This is a genomic window from Nocardioides sp. cx-173, assembly GCF_021117365.1.
In the GTDB taxonomy this organism is placed as follows: Bacteria; Actinomycetota; Actinomycetes; order Propionibacteriales; family Nocardioidaceae; genus Nocardioides.
On record NZ_CP088262.1, the window covers coordinates 3545320 to 3560508 of the forward strand.

At 72.3% G+C, this 15189-nt stretch carries 17 protein-coding genes; 5 read left to right on the forward strand and 12 right to left on the reverse strand.

Going from position 1 to position 15189, the window contains the following annotated elements; all coding sequences use genetic code 11:
- Positions 1 to 66 precede the first annotated feature (66 nt).
- On the forward strand, positions 67 to 303 hold the full coding sequence (locus tag LQ940_RS17320; protein ID WP_231244147.1) for a helix-turn-helix domain-containing protein: 237 nt from the start codon (positions 67 to 69) through the stop codon (positions 301 to 303).
- Between the two features lie 3 nt (positions 304 to 306).
- Here LQ940_RS17320 and LQ940_RS17325 read toward each other — a convergent pair whose 3' ends face one another.
- Genes LQ940_RS17325 through sigE form a run of 3 tightly spaced genes read right to left on the reverse strand, consistent with a single transcriptional unit; the run spans position 307 to position 2711 of the window.
- Positions 307 to 1635 carry a S1C family serine protease gene (locus LQ940_RS17325; RefSeq protein WP_231244148.1) on the reverse strand — a complete coding sequence of 443 codons (1329 nt, stop codon included), beginning with the start codon at positions 1633 to 1635 and terminating at the stop codon, positions 307 to 309.
- 33 nt (positions 1636 to 1668) lie between these two features.
- The gene (locus LQ940_RS17330; RefSeq protein ID WP_231244149.1) at positions 1669 to 2121 is read right to left on the reverse strand and encodes an anti-sigma factor family protein; all 453 of its coding nucleotides are present in this window, start codon (positions 2119 to 2121) and stop codon (positions 1669 to 1671) included.
- Entirely contained in the window at positions 2118 to 2711 is a 594-nt protein-coding gene (sigE, locus tag LQ940_RS17335; RefSeq protein WP_231244150.1) for an RNA polymerase sigma factor SigE, read from the reverse strand. The genes LQ940_RS17330 and sigE overlap by 4 nt, the downstream gene beginning before the upstream one ends.
- 253 nt (positions 2712 to 2964) lie before the next feature.
- Between sigE and LQ940_RS17340 the strand changes: the two genes are divergently transcribed.
- The gene (locus LQ940_RS17340; RefSeq protein ID WP_231244151.1) at positions 2965 to 3570 is read left to right on the forward strand and encodes an O-methyltransferase; all 606 of its coding nucleotides are present in this window, start codon (positions 2965 to 2967) and stop codon (positions 3568 to 3570) included.
- 212 nt (positions 3571 to 3782) lie between these two features.
- On the opposite strand, the gene LQ940_RS17345 is transcribed toward LQ940_RS17340, so the two are convergent.
- From LQ940_RS17345 to LQ940_RS17355, 3 genes are read right to left on the reverse strand one after another with little or no spacing between them, the layout of a single operon-like run.
- Positions 3783 to 4121 carry a hypothetical protein gene (locus tag LQ940_RS17345; protein WP_231244152.1) on the reverse strand — a complete coding sequence of 113 codons (339 nt, stop codon included), beginning with the start codon at positions 4119 to 4121 and terminating at the stop codon, positions 3783 to 3785.
- Complete coding sequence (locus LQ940_RS17350) at positions 4118 to 5683, reverse strand: leucyl aminopeptidase (protein WP_231244153.1); 1566 nt, start codon at positions 5681 to 5683, stop codon at positions 4118 to 4120. Before LQ940_RS17350 ends, LQ940_RS17345 begins: the two co-directional genes overlap by 4 nt.
- A complete protein-coding gene (locus LQ940_RS17355) occupies positions 5680 to 5847 on the reverse strand; it encodes a DUF3117 domain-containing protein (protein WP_136594384.1) in 168 nt (55 codons plus the stop codon). Before LQ940_RS17355 ends, LQ940_RS17350 begins: the two co-directional genes overlap by 4 nt.
- Positions 5848 to 5967: 120 nt before the next feature.
- Here LQ940_RS17355 and LQ940_RS17360 point away from each other — a divergent pair, with 120 nt between their 5' ends.
- Both LQ940_RS17360 and LQ940_RS17365 read left to right on the forward strand, forming a co-directional pair.
- The gene (locus LQ940_RS17360; RefSeq protein WP_231244154.1) at positions 5968 to 6747 is read left to right on the forward strand and encodes a PaaX family transcriptional regulator; all 780 of its coding nucleotides are present in this window, start codon (positions 5968 to 5970) and stop codon (positions 6745 to 6747) included.
- Between the two features lie 13 nt (positions 6748 to 6760).
- Positions 6761 to 7564: an enoyl-CoA hydratase/isomerase family protein gene (locus tag LQ940_RS17365; RefSeq protein ID WP_231244155.1), complete on the forward strand. Its 804-nt coding sequence runs from the start codon at positions 6761 to 6763 to the stop codon at positions 7562 to 7564.
- Here LQ940_RS17365 and LQ940_RS17370 read toward each other — a convergent pair.
- From LQ940_RS17370 to dapE, 5 genes are read right to left on the reverse strand one after another with little or no spacing between them, the layout of a single operon-like run.
- Positions 7561 to 8394, reverse strand: coding sequence for a M14 family zinc carboxypeptidase (locus LQ940_RS17370; RefSeq protein WP_231244156.1), 834 nt, complete (start codon positions 8392 to 8394; stop codon positions 7561 to 7563). The genes LQ940_RS17365 and LQ940_RS17370 overlap by 4 nt on opposite strands.
- Position 8395: 1 nt before the next feature.
- Positions 8396 to 8824 (reverse strand): hypothetical protein, encoded by a 429-nt coding sequence (locus LQ940_RS17375; protein ID WP_231244157.1) that lies wholly within the window; start codon positions 8822 to 8824, stop codon positions 8396 to 8398.
- 15 nt (positions 8825 to 8839) lie between these two features.
- Positions 8840 to 9121, reverse strand: a complete 282-nt coding sequence (locus LQ940_RS17380; RefSeq protein WP_231244158.1) for a DivIVA domain-containing protein — start codon at positions 9119 to 9121, stop codon at positions 8840 to 8842.
- On the reverse strand, positions 9118 to 9831 hold the full coding sequence (locus LQ940_RS17385) for a TIGR00730 family Rossman fold protein (RefSeq protein ID WP_231244264.1): 714 nt from the start codon (positions 9829 to 9831) through the stop codon (positions 9118 to 9120). The genes LQ940_RS17380 and LQ940_RS17385 overlap by 4 nt, the downstream gene beginning before the upstream one ends.
- 8 nt (positions 9832 to 9839) lie before the next feature.
- Positions 9840 to 10919: a succinyl-diaminopimelate desuccinylase gene (dapE, locus tag LQ940_RS17390; RefSeq protein WP_231244159.1), complete on the reverse strand. Its 1080-nt coding sequence runs from the start codon at positions 10917 to 10919 to the stop codon at positions 9840 to 9842.
- A gap of 61 nt (positions 10920 to 10980) precedes the next feature.
- On the opposite strand from dapE, the gene LQ940_RS17395 reads away from it, so the two are divergent.
- Positions 10981 to 11826, forward strand: a complete 846-nt coding sequence (locus LQ940_RS17395; RefSeq protein WP_231244160.1) for an LLM class F420-dependent oxidoreductase — start codon at positions 10981 to 10983, stop codon at positions 11824 to 11826.
- A gap of 11 nt (positions 11827 to 11837) precedes the next feature.
- On the opposite strand, the gene ileS is transcribed toward LQ940_RS17395, so the two are convergent.
- Positions 11838 to 15035, reverse strand: a complete 3198-nt coding sequence (ileS, locus tag LQ940_RS17400; RefSeq protein WP_231244161.1) for an isoleucine--tRNA ligase — start codon at positions 15033 to 15035, stop codon at positions 11838 to 11840.
- Positions 15036 to 15189 lie beyond the last annotated feature (154 nt).

Sequence of the window (15189 nt, forward strand, 5' to 3'; positions counted from 1 at the left end):
CCGCTCCTCCACAGGGGTACGGCGGTCAGGTGTCACGGCTGGGGCGCAAGGTGCGACCATGGGCCCATGCCCGACACGCCCCGCTTCCTGACGCTGGCCGACGTGGCCGAGGTTCTCAACACCTCCAGCGCCCAGGTCTACGCGCTGGTCCGCCGCGGCGACCTGCCCGCGATCAAGATCGGCGGGCGTGGGCAGTGGCGCGTGGAGTCCAGCATGCTGGAGGACTACATCGCCCGGATGTACCAGCAGGCCGAGGACTACGTGGCCAAGCACCCGTTCGTGGAGTCCGAGGCGCCGGAGTAGGGCTCAGCCGGTCTCGCCGTCGAGCGTGACCTCGGCGGTGCGCTCGTCACCCTCGCGCAGGTAGGTGAACCGGATCGTCTCGCCGGGCTGGTGCGTCCGGATGGCCACGATCAGCGCGATCCCGTCGGTGACCCGGTCCCCCTCGACCGAGGTGATGACGTCGCCCTTCTCCAGGCCGGCGTCCTCGGCCGGGCTGTCCCCGACGACCTCGTCGATCGTCGCGCCCCTGCCGTCGCTCAGGCCGGTCTGCACCTTGGCACCGATCACGGGGTAGCTGGACTCGCCCGTCTTGAGGATCTGGTCGGCGGTGATGGCCACCTGCTCGACTGGGATCGCGAAGCCGACCCCGATGTTGCCGGCCTGGCCGCTGAACGTCCCGCCGCCGTTGGTGGCGATGGCGGAGTTGACACCCACCACCTGGCCGCGCAGGTCGACCAGCGGACCGCCCGAGTTTCCGGGGTTGATCGCGGCGTCGGTCTGCACCGCGTTGATGTAGGAGGAGTCGTCGGAGGACTCCCCGGTGGTGACCGGACGGTTGAGCGAGCTCACGATGCCGGCGGTGACGGTCGAGCTGAGGCCGAGCGGGGAGCCGATCGCGACGACGCCCTCGCCGACGCGCAGGCGCTTCGAGCGGCCCAACGAGGCCGGCGGCAGGGCGCTGGCGTCCTCGGCGTACAGCACGGCCAGGTCGTAGACCGGGCTGCGCCCGACCACGGTGGCGTCGTAGCGGTTGCCGTCCTGGTCGACGATCTCGATCTCGCCGTCCTCCTCCGCGGCCGACTCAACGACGTGGTTGTTGGTGATGATGTGGCCCTGCTTGTCCAGCACGAACCCGGAGCCGGTGGCCCCGCCCTTCTCCTCGTCGAGCTGGGCGACGATCTGGACGGTGCTCGGGAGGACCGCCTCGGCCACCGCGGCGACCGAGCCCTCCTGCTCCGCCGAGAGCGGCGGCAGCGAGGCCGTGTCGACCTCGTCCAGGCCGCCGCCGACGGCGCCCGGGATGTCGGGGGTGTCGTCGTCGAGCGCCTCGTAGCCGACGCTTCCGGCCACCCCGCCGATGACGCCGACGACCAGCGCGACGGCCGCCACGGCCGGCCAGACCCAACCGCCGACCCGCTGGGTGGCGGCGTGCCGTGCCGGCTGCTCCGCCGGCAGGGGCTGCGTCCCGGGCGGCGGGAACCACGGCTCGCGCCCGCTGCCGCCAGGAGGCGGCGAAGGGGGCTGCCAGGAGGCGTGCGCGGGGGGCTCGGCGGGGCCGAGGGACAGCGGCTGCGTCAGCTCGTCGTCCTGGGACCCCTCGACCGAGTTCGAGGGCTGCTCCGGCTCGTTCACCTGTTCATCATCCCCCGGCGCCCGAAACCCGGGTCACGGCAGGGGGCGACGCGGCTGTCCGCCGACCGGCGACGGGGACGGGGACGGGGTGGTGACCTGCATCGACGGAGCACGGCGGTCGATCGTCGGGGCGTCGGCGGGGGCGGCCCCCAGGGCCAGCACGCCCATCACCGCCGCGCCGACGGCTCCGCCGCCGATCGCGGCGATCCCGAGGTTGCGTCTCGTGCGGTGGGCGTCCTCGCCAGGTCCGAACGCGAAGCACAGCCCCCCGGGCGCGGCCTCGAGCAACGATCCCTTGAGGTGGTCCGGCGCGGGACCGGAGTCGAACGACAGCCCGGCCAGCCGGGTCTTGACCCAGCCCTCGTGCTCGACCCGGTCGCGGCAGGTGTGACAGGTGTGGACGTGTGCCCAGGCGCGCTCGGTCTCCTCCGCGGAGAGCTGGCCGTCGAGGAGGGCGCTGACGCGGTTGCCGAGGTGACCGATCACGAAGCGCTCCAGGCGACCGACTGGTCCGCGGCCGGGCCGGAGTAGCGCTCTCGCCCGATGCCCGGGGCGCGGTGGGCGAGCGCCGTACGCAGCATCGCGCGGCCGCGGTGGATGCGCGAGCGCACCGTGCCCAGCTTGGCGCCGAGGATCTCCGCGATCTCCTCGTAGGCCAGGCCCTCGACGTCGCACAGCACCACCGCGGCGCGGAAGTCCGGAGGCAGGGTCGCCAGCGCGCGCTCGACGTCGTCGTCGAAGGTCTGGTCGGCGTAGGCGGTGTCCGGGGCGGGCGAGGCGCTGGTCAGTCGGTCCGCGCGCTCGTCGGAGAGGGCGTCGAAGCGGATCCGCTGCTTGCGGCGCGCGCCGTCCAGGAAGAGGTTGGTGGTGATCCGGTGCAGCCAGCCCTCGAAGGTCCCGGGCGTGTAGGTCGACAGCGAGCGGAAGACCCGCACGAAGACCTCCTGGGTGAGGTCCTCGGCATCGTGGCGGTTCCCGGTGAGGCGGTAGGCCAGGCGGTAGACGCGGTCGGAGTGACGCTCGACGATCTCGTCCCACGTCGGGACGCCCTCGGTCTGCTGCGGCGCCTGTGACATGGTCGCTCCTCGCGTCGGCACTCGTGCTCCTGGCAGCACGCTAGACGTCCTGCCTGAACGTTCCCTGTGAAGTGCCATCACCTCCCGCAACGATCCGGGTCCGCCTCGTGTTCCCGCGGGGGCGACCTGCTGGCGCCTTCCCTCCTGCCGCGGCGCGGTGGCGATACGGTGGTGCCCTCCGAGACCCGCCCACCAGGAGGCTGTCATTCCCACCCCGATCAAGCCCGCGAGCTGGACCTATGCCGAGACGTTCGTGCCCGAGGACGAGGTCCTCGCCGCCGCCCGGTCGCGCTCCGAGGAGGTCGGCGTGACGCCGATCGGCTCCGGCGGCGGGGCCGCGCTGCGCTTCCTGGCCTCCGCGATCGACGCCCGCGCCGTCGTCGAGATCGGCACCGGCACCGGCGTCTCGGGCCTGTGGCTGATCCGCGGCATGCGCTCCGACGGCATCCTCACCACCGTCGACATCGAGGCCGAACACCAGCGGCTGGCCCGCGAGTCCTTCGCCGAGGCCAAGATCCCCAGCCAACGCGTGCGGACCATCGCCGGCGCCGCGCTCGACGTGCTCCCCCGCCTCACCGACGGCCACTACGACCTGGTGTTCTGCGACGGCGACAAGACCGAGTACGCCGCCTACCTCACCGAGGCGCTGCGCCTGCTCCGCCCCGGCGGCGTCGTGGTCTTCGACAACGCCCTGTGGCACGACCGCGTGGCCGACCCGGCCCAGCGCGACGAGGAGACCGTCACCATCCGCGACCTCGGCCGTGCCGTCATCGAGCACGAGGGCCTGGTCTCGGTCCTGCTCCCCGTCGGCGACGGCCTGCTCGTCGCCAAGAAGGAGTGGCTCGGCGAGAGGGAGTGACCGAGGAACGAGTCACTCCCTCTGATGGTGGTCGAGCAGCGACCGCGGGTGAGGAACGAACCCGCGACGGAGCGTGTCGAGACCCGGTGAGGTAAGCAGGCCACGACCCCGACGGCCGAGGAGCCGAGGTGCGGCGGTTTCGAGGCTCGCTTCGCTCGCACCTCAACCACCGTTCGAGGCTCGCTTCGCTCGCACCTCAACCACCGAGGTGGTCAGCCGCGCGCGGTAGCCGAGAACCCGTCCCAGCCCTCGGCGATCGCGACGATGTCGCACTCCTCGATCAGCACCGGCGGGCTGCCGATGATCTGCGATCCGGGGGCCTGCTCGGCAGTGGCGGCGAAGCTCTCCTGGAAGTCCGCACGCGCCTGGTCGGAGGCGAACACGTAGGTGCCCTCGAACCACTCGCCCTCGCGCAGGCGCCAGGTCTTGAACCGCAGGCCGGACATGCCGGTGAAGCGGGCGTGGGAGGTCTCGGCGATGTAGTCGCGCAGACCCGCGACGGTGCCCTCGGGGGCGTCGGCCAGCGACCAGCGGATGGTGAGTCCGTTCACCGCACGCCCGCCAGCGGCTCCTCGCGGCCCAGCCAGGCCAACAGGGCCCGAGCGCCGAAGCCGGTGGGGCCCTTGGTCCACTCGTAGCGGTCCTCCGGGGCGTCCCCGACCGAGGCGATGTCGAGGTGGGCCCACGGCACGTCGCCCACGAAGTGCTGCAGGAACAGCGCGGCGGTGATCGCACCCGCCCCGCCGGGGGCGTTGTCGGCGTCGGCCACCGTCGAGGACAGCTTGTCCTCGTAGCCGGCGTACAGCGGGAAGCGCCACAGCGGCTCCCCCGCCTGGTCACCGGCCTGGGCCAGCGTGGCGGCGAGGGCCTCGTCGTTGGCGAAGTAGCCGCCGACCGTCTGCCCCAGCGCCACCTTCATCGCGCCGGTGAGGGTCGCGACGTCGACGATGGCGTCGGGCTTCACCTGCTCCACGGCGTAGGCCAGGGCGTCGGCGAGCACCAGGCGACCCTCGGCGTCGGTGTTGGTGACCTCGCTGGTGCGGCCGCCGTAGTGGCGCACGACGTCGCCGGGACGCATGGCGTTGCCGGAGACGGCGTTCTCCGCCGCCGCCACCAGGCCGACGACCCGCACCGGGCAGCCGACGTCGGCGAGCGCGGCCATCGTGGCCAGCACGACGGCGCCGCCGGTCATGTCGCGCTTCATGTTGACCATGGCCTCGCCCGGCTTGATCGAGAGCCCGCCGGTGTCGAAGGTGATCCCCTTGCCCACCAGGACGACGGTCGGGGTACGGCGGTTGCTCTTGCGGGGCGCGTAGTCCAGCCGGATCAGGCGCGGCGGGGTGGCCGACGCCTTGCCGACGCCCACGATGCCCCCGAAGCCGTCGGCCTCGAGCTCGCGCTCGTCCCAGACCCGGATGTCCAGGCCGGCCGAGCCGGCGATCTCGCGCGCCTGGTCGGCGAGCCACTCGGGGTTCTTCAGGTTCGAGGGGACTGACGCGAGGGTGCGCGAGCGCCATCCGGCGCCGCCGGCGGCGAGCGCTCGGCGCAGGGTGGCGCGCTGCCCGGCGCTGTCGTCGAGGTCGGCGAGGACCACGCGCGGCACCGGCAGGGACTCCGGCGGCGTCGAGCGCCAGTGAAACGCGAACGAGCCGAGCATCAGCCCGACCACGAACGCCTCCAGCCCCGCCTCGGGGTCGAGCGCCGCGACGGTGGTCGCGACGGCGTCCCGGTCGTGGGCGGCGCGCGCCAGGGCGGCACCCGCCCGCCGGAAGTCGACGGGGCGCTGCTGCCCCACGCCGACCAGCAGCACGAGGCGCAGCCCGCTGTTGTCGGGGGCTCCCTGGGGAACCGGGACCGTGACGACCTCGCCTGCGGCTCCGGTGGCCCGGCTCGCCTCCAGGATCCCGACCAGGTCGAGCTCCAGCGCGTCACCCAGCTCGGCGGCGCCGGGTCCGAGCAGCACCGTCGCGAGCGGCCCCTCGTCGTCGGCCGGGAGCACCGGCAGGGCGACGACGTCGACCCCGAGGATCACGTGCGGCCGCAGCCCGCTGAGCGCGAACTCCGGAGGCGACACCTGAGCGGGGAAGGACAGTGCTGGGGACGTGCCGGTCACCCGACGACGTTCTTGAGGGCCTCGCCCAAGGCTCCGGCCTCCTCGGCGTTGAGCTCGACGACGAGCCGGCCTCCGCCTTCGAGGGGGACGCGCATGACGATGCCGCGTCCTTCCTTGGTCACCTCGAGCGGACCGTCACCCGTCCGCGGCTTCATTGCCGCCATGCGGCACCTCGTTCCTGTTCCCGATCCAAGAGCAGTAGGGGACCCCCGTGCTCGCTGCACAGGGACCATTATCCCCTATCCCGCGCGTGATCGGGACCACAGCCCTGGCAGACTCGCGTCATGCATGCCCGGTCGGCCCTCTTCGACCTCTACGGCGGCCACCTGCGGACCCGGGACGGGCAGGCGCGCGTCGCGGCCCTCGTACGCCTCCTCGACCCCGTGGGGATCGCCGCCCCAGCCGTGCGCACCGCCGTCTCGCGCATGGTGGCGCAGGGCTGGCTGGAGGCGATCAGCCTCGACGGCGGGCGGGGCTACCGCGCGACGGAGCAGGCCAGCCGGCGCCTGGACGAGGCCTCCGCCCGGGTCTACCGCCGAGGCCAGGACCCCTGGGACGGCTCCTGGCATCTCGTGGTCGTCGCGGCACCGGCCGGGCGCCCTGCGCGCACCCGGCTCCGGGCAGACCTCAGCTTCCTCGGCTACGCGGAGGTCGGCGAGCAGGTGTGGATGAGCCCCTACGCCCGCCGCGAGCTCGCGGCCGTGCTCGAGCGCAACGGGGCCACCGCCCGCACGGCCCGCGCGCTCGACGTCGACCCGCCCCCGACCTCCGCCTGGGACCTGGACTCCCTCCGGGCGGCGTACGACGAGTGGCTGGCCGTCACCCCCGAGCTGGTGCGCCGGCACCTGGCGTCCCACGCGGACGCGGAGGAGGCGGCGTTCGCGGCGCGCTTCCACCTGGTCCACGAGTGGCGCAAGTTCCTCTTCGCCGACCCGGGTCTGCCCGACGAGCTGCTCCCGGCGGACTGGCCGGGGCGCCAGGCGGCCGAGGTCTTCGCCGCCGAGGCCGACCGGCTGTGGCCGGCGGCCGACCGGTTCGCCGCCCGCTGCCTCGCCCCGGGCTGACAGACTGCCGCCCATGACCACACCCACGTCCGCGCCGGTGCGCCTCGACCTGGTCGACGGCGTCGCGACCATCACCCTCGACCGACCCGACGCGATGAACAGCCTCGACGTCGCCACCAAGGTGCTGCTGCTCGAGACCGTGCGCACCGTCGCCGAGGACCCGGCCGCCCGCTGCGTCGTCCTCACCGGCACCGGCCGCGCGTTCTGCACCGGCCAGGACCTCAAGGAGCACATCCAGCTGCTCCACAACGGCGGCAGCGCGCAGCTGTTCAGCACCGTCGACGACCACTACAACCCGATCGTCTCCGCGCTGGCGGGGATGGCCAAGCCCGTCATCGCCGCGGTCAACGGGGTCGCCGCCGGCGCCGGTGCCAGCCTGGCGCTGGCCTGCGACCTGCGGATCGTCGCGGACACGGCCGGCTTCAACCTCGCCTTCGCCAACGTCGCGCTGTCCTGCGACACCGGCGCGAGCTACCACCTGCCGCGACTGGTCGGCCCCGCCAAGGCCATCGAGCTCCTGTACTTCCCGCGCACGCTCAAGGCCGACGAGGCGCTCGAGCTGGGCCTCGCGACCCGGGTGGTGCCGGCCGCCGACCTGACCGCCGAGGTGACCGCCCTCGCCACGCGCCTCGCCGCCGGGCCGACCGTCGCGCTCGGGGCGATGCGGCGCTCGGTCGCCTACGCGTCCGGCCACACGTTCGAGGAGTCCGTGGCCTTCGAGAGCGCGATGATGCAGCAGACCGGTGCCACCGCCGACCACGAGGCCGCCGTCGCGGCGTTCGTCGCGAAGCAGAAGCCGGTCTTCGAGGGGCGCTAGGGGTCCTCGGGCTCGAGGCTGCGCGGGCCGCGGAAGGCTCCGAAGACCGACAGCACCTGCACGGGGGCGATCGTGGTCATCCGGCGCCGTGACGGGCGGGCGCCGTACTCCACCGTGAGGGCGGCGCCGGCGAGCTCGTGGTTGAACCAGCCGGTCATGGTGCCGTGGCAGACCCCGCCGCAGGTGAGGCTGCGTCGCGGGAGGTGCAGCGCCTTGGCGACCCGGCGGGCGAAGCCCGGCAGCTTGGTGTCGGTGTCGACGCCGTTGAGCGGCTGGTGGAAGCTGAGCACCCGGTCGGGCCGCACGGCGCGCAGGAAGCGCATCACCGCGCGGGTCTCCGGCTCCGAGCGAGGCCTCGGGCCGGACTCGTAGTTGCCGTCCAGGTCGGCCCAGCCGTGCGGGAAGTTGCGGTTGAGGTCGACCCCGCGGGCGTTCTTGCGGGTGCCGCGGGCCAGGCCGTCGGGGTTGTACGTCGGCAGGACCCACAGGTCGACCCCGTGCACCGGAGCCCCGTCACGCAGGGACTCCAGGATCCGACGGGTGGCCGGCTCGTTGCCGTGCATCGTCGAGATCAGTACGACGGTCTGCACCCGGGGGGCGTCGGGCTCGCCGAGGTGCCAGGCGATGATCGGGCGCCCGCGGACCGACCTGCCGATCACCCGCCGCTCCAGCACGGCCGGGCGCGCCTTCGCGACCGGAGCGGCGGGAGCGGCGGAAGCGGCCGGCGCAGCCGGTGCGGCCGAGGTGGCCGACACCCCGGACAGCAGGCCGGCGGCGAGGCCGACGACGGCCACGAGGCTGGCAAGGAGTCGCGCGAGACGGCGGCTCACGTCACACGACGCTGGTGACGTAGGCCCAGGTGAAGACGCAGACGCCGACGAGCATGCCGACGTGGGCGAGGACCGAGAGCCCGGGCCCCTCCGACCAGGTGTCCTCCTTGCCTCCGGAGGCGTGCCGGCCACTGCTGGGCAGCCAGCGGACCAGGATCAGCAGTCCCGAGACGACGACGACCCACCAGAGCGCGAGCGCGGCGATGCCGATCAGGCCCTCGGTGTTGTCGCTGAGCGAGTCGCCGGCGAGGAGGAAGACCAGCCACGCGGCGAGCGCCAGCACGCCCGAGCCGGTATGGACGTTGAGCAGCGTGCGACCGACGTACACCCGTCCGGCGCCCTGGTCGCGCCCGAGACGCAGCCGCGTCAGGACCACGACCAAGGCCGCCAGGGCGGTCAGGACGTAGACGATGCTCACCTCGGTCGACACGCTGGGCAGTGTGCCCTACTCCGCCGGGTCACCGCCACGAGCCTCGCGGTCGGCGCGGCCTTCCCGCTCGGCGGCCAGGCGGTCGAGCAGCGCGTCGACCTCGGACATCCGGTAGCCGCGGAAGGCCAGCGAGAAGCGCACCGTGCGCAGGTCGTTCGGTCCGACCGGGCGGTCCTCCGGTGGCAGCACGCCGGGCCGGTCGTGCTCGGCCTCGGCCATCGGCGTGCCCTTGCCGGCGGCCAGCATCGCGACACCGCCCATGGCGAGCACGATCAGGATCGCGAAGAACCACATCATCGCGACGACCTCGCGGCGCTCATCAGGGCGACCGCCTCCTCGACGTCGTCGGTGAGCACGAGCCGGTCCAGGTCGGCCTCGAGGATCATGCCGCCGGCGAGCACGGTCTCGCGCAGCCAGGCCAGCAGCCCCGACCAGTACTCGGTCCCGATCAGGACCACGGGGAACGCGGTCACCTTCTGGGTCTGGGCCAGCGTCAGCGCCTCGAACATCTCGTCGAGGGTGCCGAGGCCGCCCGGGAGCACGATGAAGCCCTGGGAGTACTTGACGAACATCGTCTTGCGGACGAAGAAGTAGCGGAAGTTGATGCCGACGTCGACCCACTCGTTGAGGCCCGCCTCGAAGGGCAGCTCGATGCCGAGGCCGACGCTGGTGCCGCCGGCCTGGCAGGCGCCCTTGTTGGCCGCCTCCATCGCGCCCGGCCCGCCGCCGGTCATCACCGCGAAGCCCTCCTCGACCAGCCGGCGTCCGACCTGCTCCCCCACGGCGTACGACGGGTCGCCGACCGGAATGCGGGCGGAGCCGAACACGCACACCGTCGGGCCGAGCTCGGCGAGCGAGCCGAAGCCCTCGACGAACTCGGCCTGGATGCGCAGCACCCGCCATGGATCCGTGTGCACCCAGTCGCTGGGACCGCGGGAGTCGAGCAGTCGCTGGTCGGTGGTGGTGCCGTCGACCTGGCCGCGGCGCTGCATCACCGGGCCCTTCATCTTGAACTTCACCTCGGGCCTCCCAGCCAGGCGGTCAGGGCGCGCTCGCAGCTGCGGATCTGCTCCACGGGCACGTACTCCTCCTGCTTGTGCGCGAGCATCGGGTCGCCGGGGCCGAAGTTGACGGCCGGCACGCCGAGGGCGGTGAAGCGCGCGACGTCGGTCCAGCCGAACTTGGGGTTGACCATGCCGTCGGGCCCGCCGACCGCCTCGATGAACGCCTTGGCCGCGGGCCGGTCCAGCCCCGGCAGGGCTCCCGGCGCGATGTCGGTCAGCGTCACGTCGAAGCCGTCGAAGAACTCGCGCACGAACGCCTCCGCCTCGGCCTCGCTGCGGTCCGGGGCGAAGCGGAAGTTGACCTCGACCACGCACTCGTCGGGCAGCACGTTGCCGGCCACTCCCCCGCGGACGAAGACCGCGTTGAGCCCCTCGCGGTACTCCAGCCCGTCGATCACCGGCCGGCGCGCCTCGTAGGCGTTGAGTCGAGCGAGGACCTCGGCGGCCTTGTGGATGGCGTTGACGCCCTTCCAGCTGCGCGCGGAGTGCGCGCGCTCGCCCGTCGTACGCACCTCGACGCGCAGGGTGCCCTGGCAGCCGGCCTCGACCACGGCGTTGGACGGCTCCATGAGGATCGCGAAGTCGGCGGCGAGCAGCTCGGGGTGGCTCTGGCTGAGCAGGTGGAGGCCGTTGAACTCCGCGTCGATCTCCTCGCACTCGTAGAGCACGAGCGTCAGGTCGCGGACCGGCTCGGTGAGGCCCGCGGCGAGCTTGAGGATGACCGCGTCGCCGCCCTTCATGTCGCACGTGCCCAGACCGTGCAGCAGGCCGGTCGCGTCGTCGAGCCGGCTCGGCAGGTTGTCGTTGAGCGGGACCGTGTCGAGGTGCCCCGCGATCACGACCCGCTCGTCGCGGCCGAGGTCGGTGCGGGCGACCACCGTGTTGCCGTGCCGGCTGACGGTGAGGTGGGTCAGCGGCGTCAGCGCCGCCTCCACGGCGTCGGCGATCGCGCCCTCGTCCTTGCTCACCGACTCGATGTCGACGAGCTGCTGGGTCAGGGTCACGACGTCCGCGGTCAGGTCGAGCTGCATGGCGTCAGTCAACCAGCCGCACCTCTACCGCCGAAACTGAAACCTGTTCTAGTGTTCGGCCATGCGCAACGGCCTTGTCCTGTTCACCTCCGATCGCGGCATCCGGCCGGCCACACTGGGAGCGGCCGCGGAGGAGCGCGGGTTCGACACGTTCTACGTGCCCGAGCACACCCACATCCCCGTGAAGCGCGAGGCCGCGCACCCCGGGACCGGGGACGAGACGCTGCCCGACGACCGCTACCTGCGCACCCTCGACCCCTGGGTCTCGCTGGCGACCGTCGCGCAGGCCACCTCGCGGATCCGGCTCGCCACCGCGGTGGCGCTGCCGGTCGAGTCCGACCCGATCACGCTGGCCAAGCAGATCGCCACGCTCGACCACCTCTCCCGAGGCCGGGTCGACATCGGCGCCGGCTTCGGCTGGAACACCGACGAGCTGGCCGACCACCACGTGCCGGCAGACAGGCGCCGGACCGTCCTGCGCGAGTACGTCGAGGCGATGCGCGCGCTCTGGACGCAGGAGGAGGCGTCCTACGACGGCGAGTTCGTGTCGTTCGGGCCGTCGTGGGCCTTCCCCAAGCCGGCCGAGCACATCCCGCTCATCATCGGCGCGGGCGGCGGACCCAAGACGTTCGCGTGGATCGCCGCCCATGCCGACGGCTGGATGACCACCCCCGCCCAGCAGGACATCTCGGGCCAGATCGCGGCCCTCCAGAAAGCCTGGGCCGATGCTGGCCGCACGGGCGCCCCCGAGATCCGGATCCTGATCGCCTTCAAGCCCGACCCCCAGGACCTTGCGGCCTGGGCGGAGCAGGGCGCGACCGAGCTCATCTGGGGGGTCCCGGACAAGGCCGAGGACGAGGTGCTCGCCTCGCTCGACCGGCTGGCCGGCAGGCTGGGCCTCGGCTGAGCCGGCGCGTCTCAGGCCTTGGTCACCGTCACGACCGGCTCGCCGTCGGGGCCGTCGCCGACCTCGTACGACGTCGCGAGGGTCTCGCTGGTGATCAGCCGCTCGTGGGTGCGAGCCGCCTCCTGGACCGCGGCCGGTCCGGAGATCACCAGGGAGATCCGGTCGGAGACGTCGAGGCCGGCGTCGCGCCGGGCCTGCTGCACCTGACGGACCAGGTCGCGCGCCAGCCCTTCGGCGGCGAGCTCCGGGGTGACCGCGGTGTCGAGCACCACGAAGCCACCACCCGGCAGCACGCCGGTGGCCGAGTCGGGGTCGGCCGAGCCGGCGACGGTGTCGAGCGTGTACTCCCCCTCGACCAGCTCCAGCCCGCCCGCCGTGACGGTGCCGTCGTCGGCCACCGACCAGTCGCCGGACTTGGACCCCTTGATCGCGCGCTGCACGTCCTTGCCCAGGCGCGGGCCCGCCGCCCGGGCGTTGACGCTCAGCCGCTGCTCGACGCCGTACGACGCCGCCTCGTCGGAGTCGGCGGCCAGCAGGCGCACCTGCTTGACGTTGACCTCGTCGGCGACGATGCCCTCGAAGCCCGCGAGGGCCCCGGGGTCGGCGACCACGACGGTCAGCGTCGCCAACGGCAGCCGGTTGCGCAGGCTGCCGGCCTTGCGCAGCGCCGACGTGGCCGAGCAGACCTCGCGCACCTGGTCCATCGCGGCGACGAGCGCGTCGTCGGCCGGGAGCTCGTCGGCCGACGGCCAGTCGGCGAGGTGCACCGAGCGGCCGCCCGTGAGCCCGCGCCAGACCTCCTCGGTCGTCAGCGGGAGCAGCGGCGCGGTGACCCGGCAGACGACCTCGAGGACCGTGTAGAGCGTGTCGAACGCGTCGGTGTTGTCACCCCAGAAGCGGTCGCGGGACCGACGGATGTACCAGTTGGTCAGCACGTCGAGGAACGAGCGCGTCGAGTCACACGCGTCCGCCACGGCGTAGGCGTCCATCTGCCGCGTCATCTGCTCGACGTACTGGCGACACTTGGCCAGCAGGTAGCGGTCGAGCGGGTCGGTCGACGCCGTCGACCACCGCGCCTCGTAGCCCGCACCGTCGCGCGCGGCGTTGGCGTAGAGCTGGAAGAAGTACCAGCTGTTCCACAGCGGGATCATCACCTGGCGCACCGAGTCGCGGATGCCCTGCTCGGTGACGATCAGGTTGCCTCCGCGCAGGATCGGGGAGGACATCAGGAACCAGCGCATCGCATCGGCGCCGTCACGGTCGAAGACCTCGCTGACGTCGGGGTAGTTGCGCAGCGACTTCGACATCTTGTTGCCGTCGGAGCCCAGCACGATGCCGTGGCTGATGCACGAGCTGAACGCCGGCCGGTCGAAGATCGCGGTCGCCAGCACGTGCAGCGTGTAGAACCAGCCGCGGGTCTGGCCGATGTACTCGACGATGAAGTCGCCCGGGAAGTGGTGCTCGAACCAGTCGGCGTTCTCGAAGGGGTAGTGCACCTGCGCGAAGCTCATCGAGCCGGAGTCGAACCACACGTCGAGCACGTCGGGCACGCGGCGCATCATCGACCTGCCCGTGGGGTCGTCGGGGTTGGGGCGCACCAGGTCGTCGACGTAGGGCCGGTGCAGGTCGGGCACCCCGTCCCCCTTGCCCGGCAGCCGACCGAAGTCGCGCTCGATCTCCTCGAAGCTGCCGTATACGTCGATGCGCGGGTACGTCGGGTCGTCGCTCTTCCAGACCGGGACCGGGGAGCCCCAGAAGCGGTTGCGGGTGATCGACCAGTCGCGGGCGTTCTCCAGCCACTTGCCGAACTGACCGTCCTTGATGTGCTCGGGGACCCAGCGGATCTCCTGGTTGAGCTCGAGCATCCGCTGCTTGACCGCGGTCACCTCCACGAACCACGACGAGACCCCCTTGTAGATCAGGGGCTCACGGCAGCGCCAGCAGTGCGGGTAGGAGTGGTCGTAGGTCTCGCGCCGCAGCAGCACGGTGCCGGGCGAGACCGAGCCGGTCTCCCCCGAGCCGGCGGTGGCGGCCTTGAGGTGGTCGATGATCTGCAGGTTGGCGTCGAAGACCAGCAGGCCCTCGTAGTCGACGACGGGGAACGTGAACTTCCCGTCCTTGCCGACCGGCATCACGGCCTCGATGCCCTCGCGGTCCGTCACGACCTTGTCGTCCTCACCGAAGGCGCCCGCGGTGTGGACGAGCCCGGTGCCGTCGGTGGTGGTGACGAACTCCGCCGGCACCAGCCGGAACGCGTTGTCGTGCCCGGCGTAGTAGGAGAACGGCGGGGTGTAGGTGAGGCCGACGAGCTCGCTGCCCTTGCCCCGCCACGTGACCTCGGGGCTCTCCCCCAGCTCACGCGCGTACGACGCCACGCGGGCCTCGGCGAGCAGGTAGCGCGTCCCCTCCACCTCGACGACGACGTAGTCGATGTCCTCGCCGACCATCACCGCGAGGTTGGACGGCAGCGTCCACGGCGTCGTCGTCCAGACCAGCACCTTGACGCCCTGGAAGTCACCAGGCGTCGTGACGTCGTACCCCACGGTGACCGCCGGGTCCTGGCGCATCTGGTAGACGTCGTCGTCCATGCGCAGCTCGTGGTTGGACAGCGGCGTCTCGTCGTTCCAGCAGTACGGCAGCACCCGGAAGCCCTCGTAGACCAGGCCCTTCTCGTGCAGCTGCTTGAACGCCCAGATGACCGACTCCATGTAGTCGGGGTTCATGGTGCGGTAGTCGTGGTCGAAGTCCACCCAGCGCGCCTGGCGGGTGACGTACTCGCGCCACTCGCCGGTGTACTTCATCACCGACTCGCGGCAGGCCTCGTTGAACTTGTCGATGCCCATCTCGACGATCTCGTCGGTGGTCTTGATGCCGTTGAGGCGCATCGCCTCGAGCTCGGCGGGCAGGCCGTGGGTGTCCCAGCCGAAGCGGCGCTCGACCTTGCGCCCGCGCATGGTCTGGTAGCGCGGGATCAGGTCCTTGACGTAGCCGGTCAGCAGGTGGCCGTAGTGCGGCAGCCCGTTGGCGAACGGCGGGCCGTCGTAGAAGACGAACTCGTTGGCGCCGTCCTCGCCCGCGTCCCGCTGGTCGATGCTGGCCTGGAAGGTGCCATCGGCGTCCCAGTAGTCGAGCACCCGCTCCTCGATCTCGGGGAACCTCGGGCTGGACGGGACACCGTCGCCGGTGGTGGAGACCTTCGGATAGGCCATGGCTGCGCTCCTGCTGGTACGTCGGTCGACTCGGGCTTCTGCCACGAGGACGACGCCCTGACTGCTGGGCCGCGGTACCACCTCGCTTGCCGCCCCGTCTCCGGGACGACCGCTCGTTCACGGCTGTGACGGGCCTACCCGTCCGGGTCTAGTG

Excerpts from the sequence above, each read along its gene's own strand:
- sigE (WP_231244150.1), bottom strand. The coding sequence starts at position 2,711 with ATGTCACAGGCGCCGCAGCAGACCGAGGGCGTCCCGACGTGGGACGAG.
- LQ940_RS17395 (WP_231244160.1), top strand. The coding sequence starts at position 10,981 with ATGCGCAACGGCCTTGTCCTGTTCACCTCCGATCGCGGCATCCGGCCG.
- LQ940_RS17365 (WP_231244155.1), top strand. The coding sequence starts at position 6,761 with ATGACCACACCCACGTCCGCGCCGGTGCGCCTCGACCTGGTCGACGGC.
- LQ940_RS17385 (WP_231244264.1), bottom strand. The coding sequence starts at position 9,831 with ATGAAGGGCCCGGTGATGCAGCGCCGCGGCCAGGTCGACGGCACCACC.
- LQ940_RS17380 (WP_231244158.1), bottom strand. The coding sequence starts at position 9,121 with ATGATGTGGTTCTTCGCGATCCTGATCGTGCTCGCCATGGGCGGTGTC.
- dapE (WP_231244159.1), bottom strand. The coding sequence starts at position 10,919 with ATGCAGCTCGACCTGACCGCGGACGTCGTGACCCTGACCCAGCAGCTC.
- LQ940_RS17355 (WP_136594384.1), bottom strand. The coding sequence starts at position 5,847 with ATGGCGGCAATGAAGCCGCGGACGGGTGACGGTCCGCTCGAGGTGACC.
- LQ940_RS17320 (WP_231244147.1), top strand. The coding sequence starts at position 67 with ATGCCCGACACGCCCCGCTTCCTGACGCTGGCCGACGTGGCCGAGGTT.
- ileS (WP_231244161.1), bottom strand. The coding sequence starts at position 15,035 with ATGGCCTATCCGAAGGTCTCCACCACCGGCGACGGTGTCCCGTCCAGC.
- LQ940_RS17360 (WP_231244154.1), top strand. The coding sequence starts at position 5,968 with ATGCATGCCCGGTCGGCCCTCTTCGACCTCTACGGCGGCCACCTGCGG.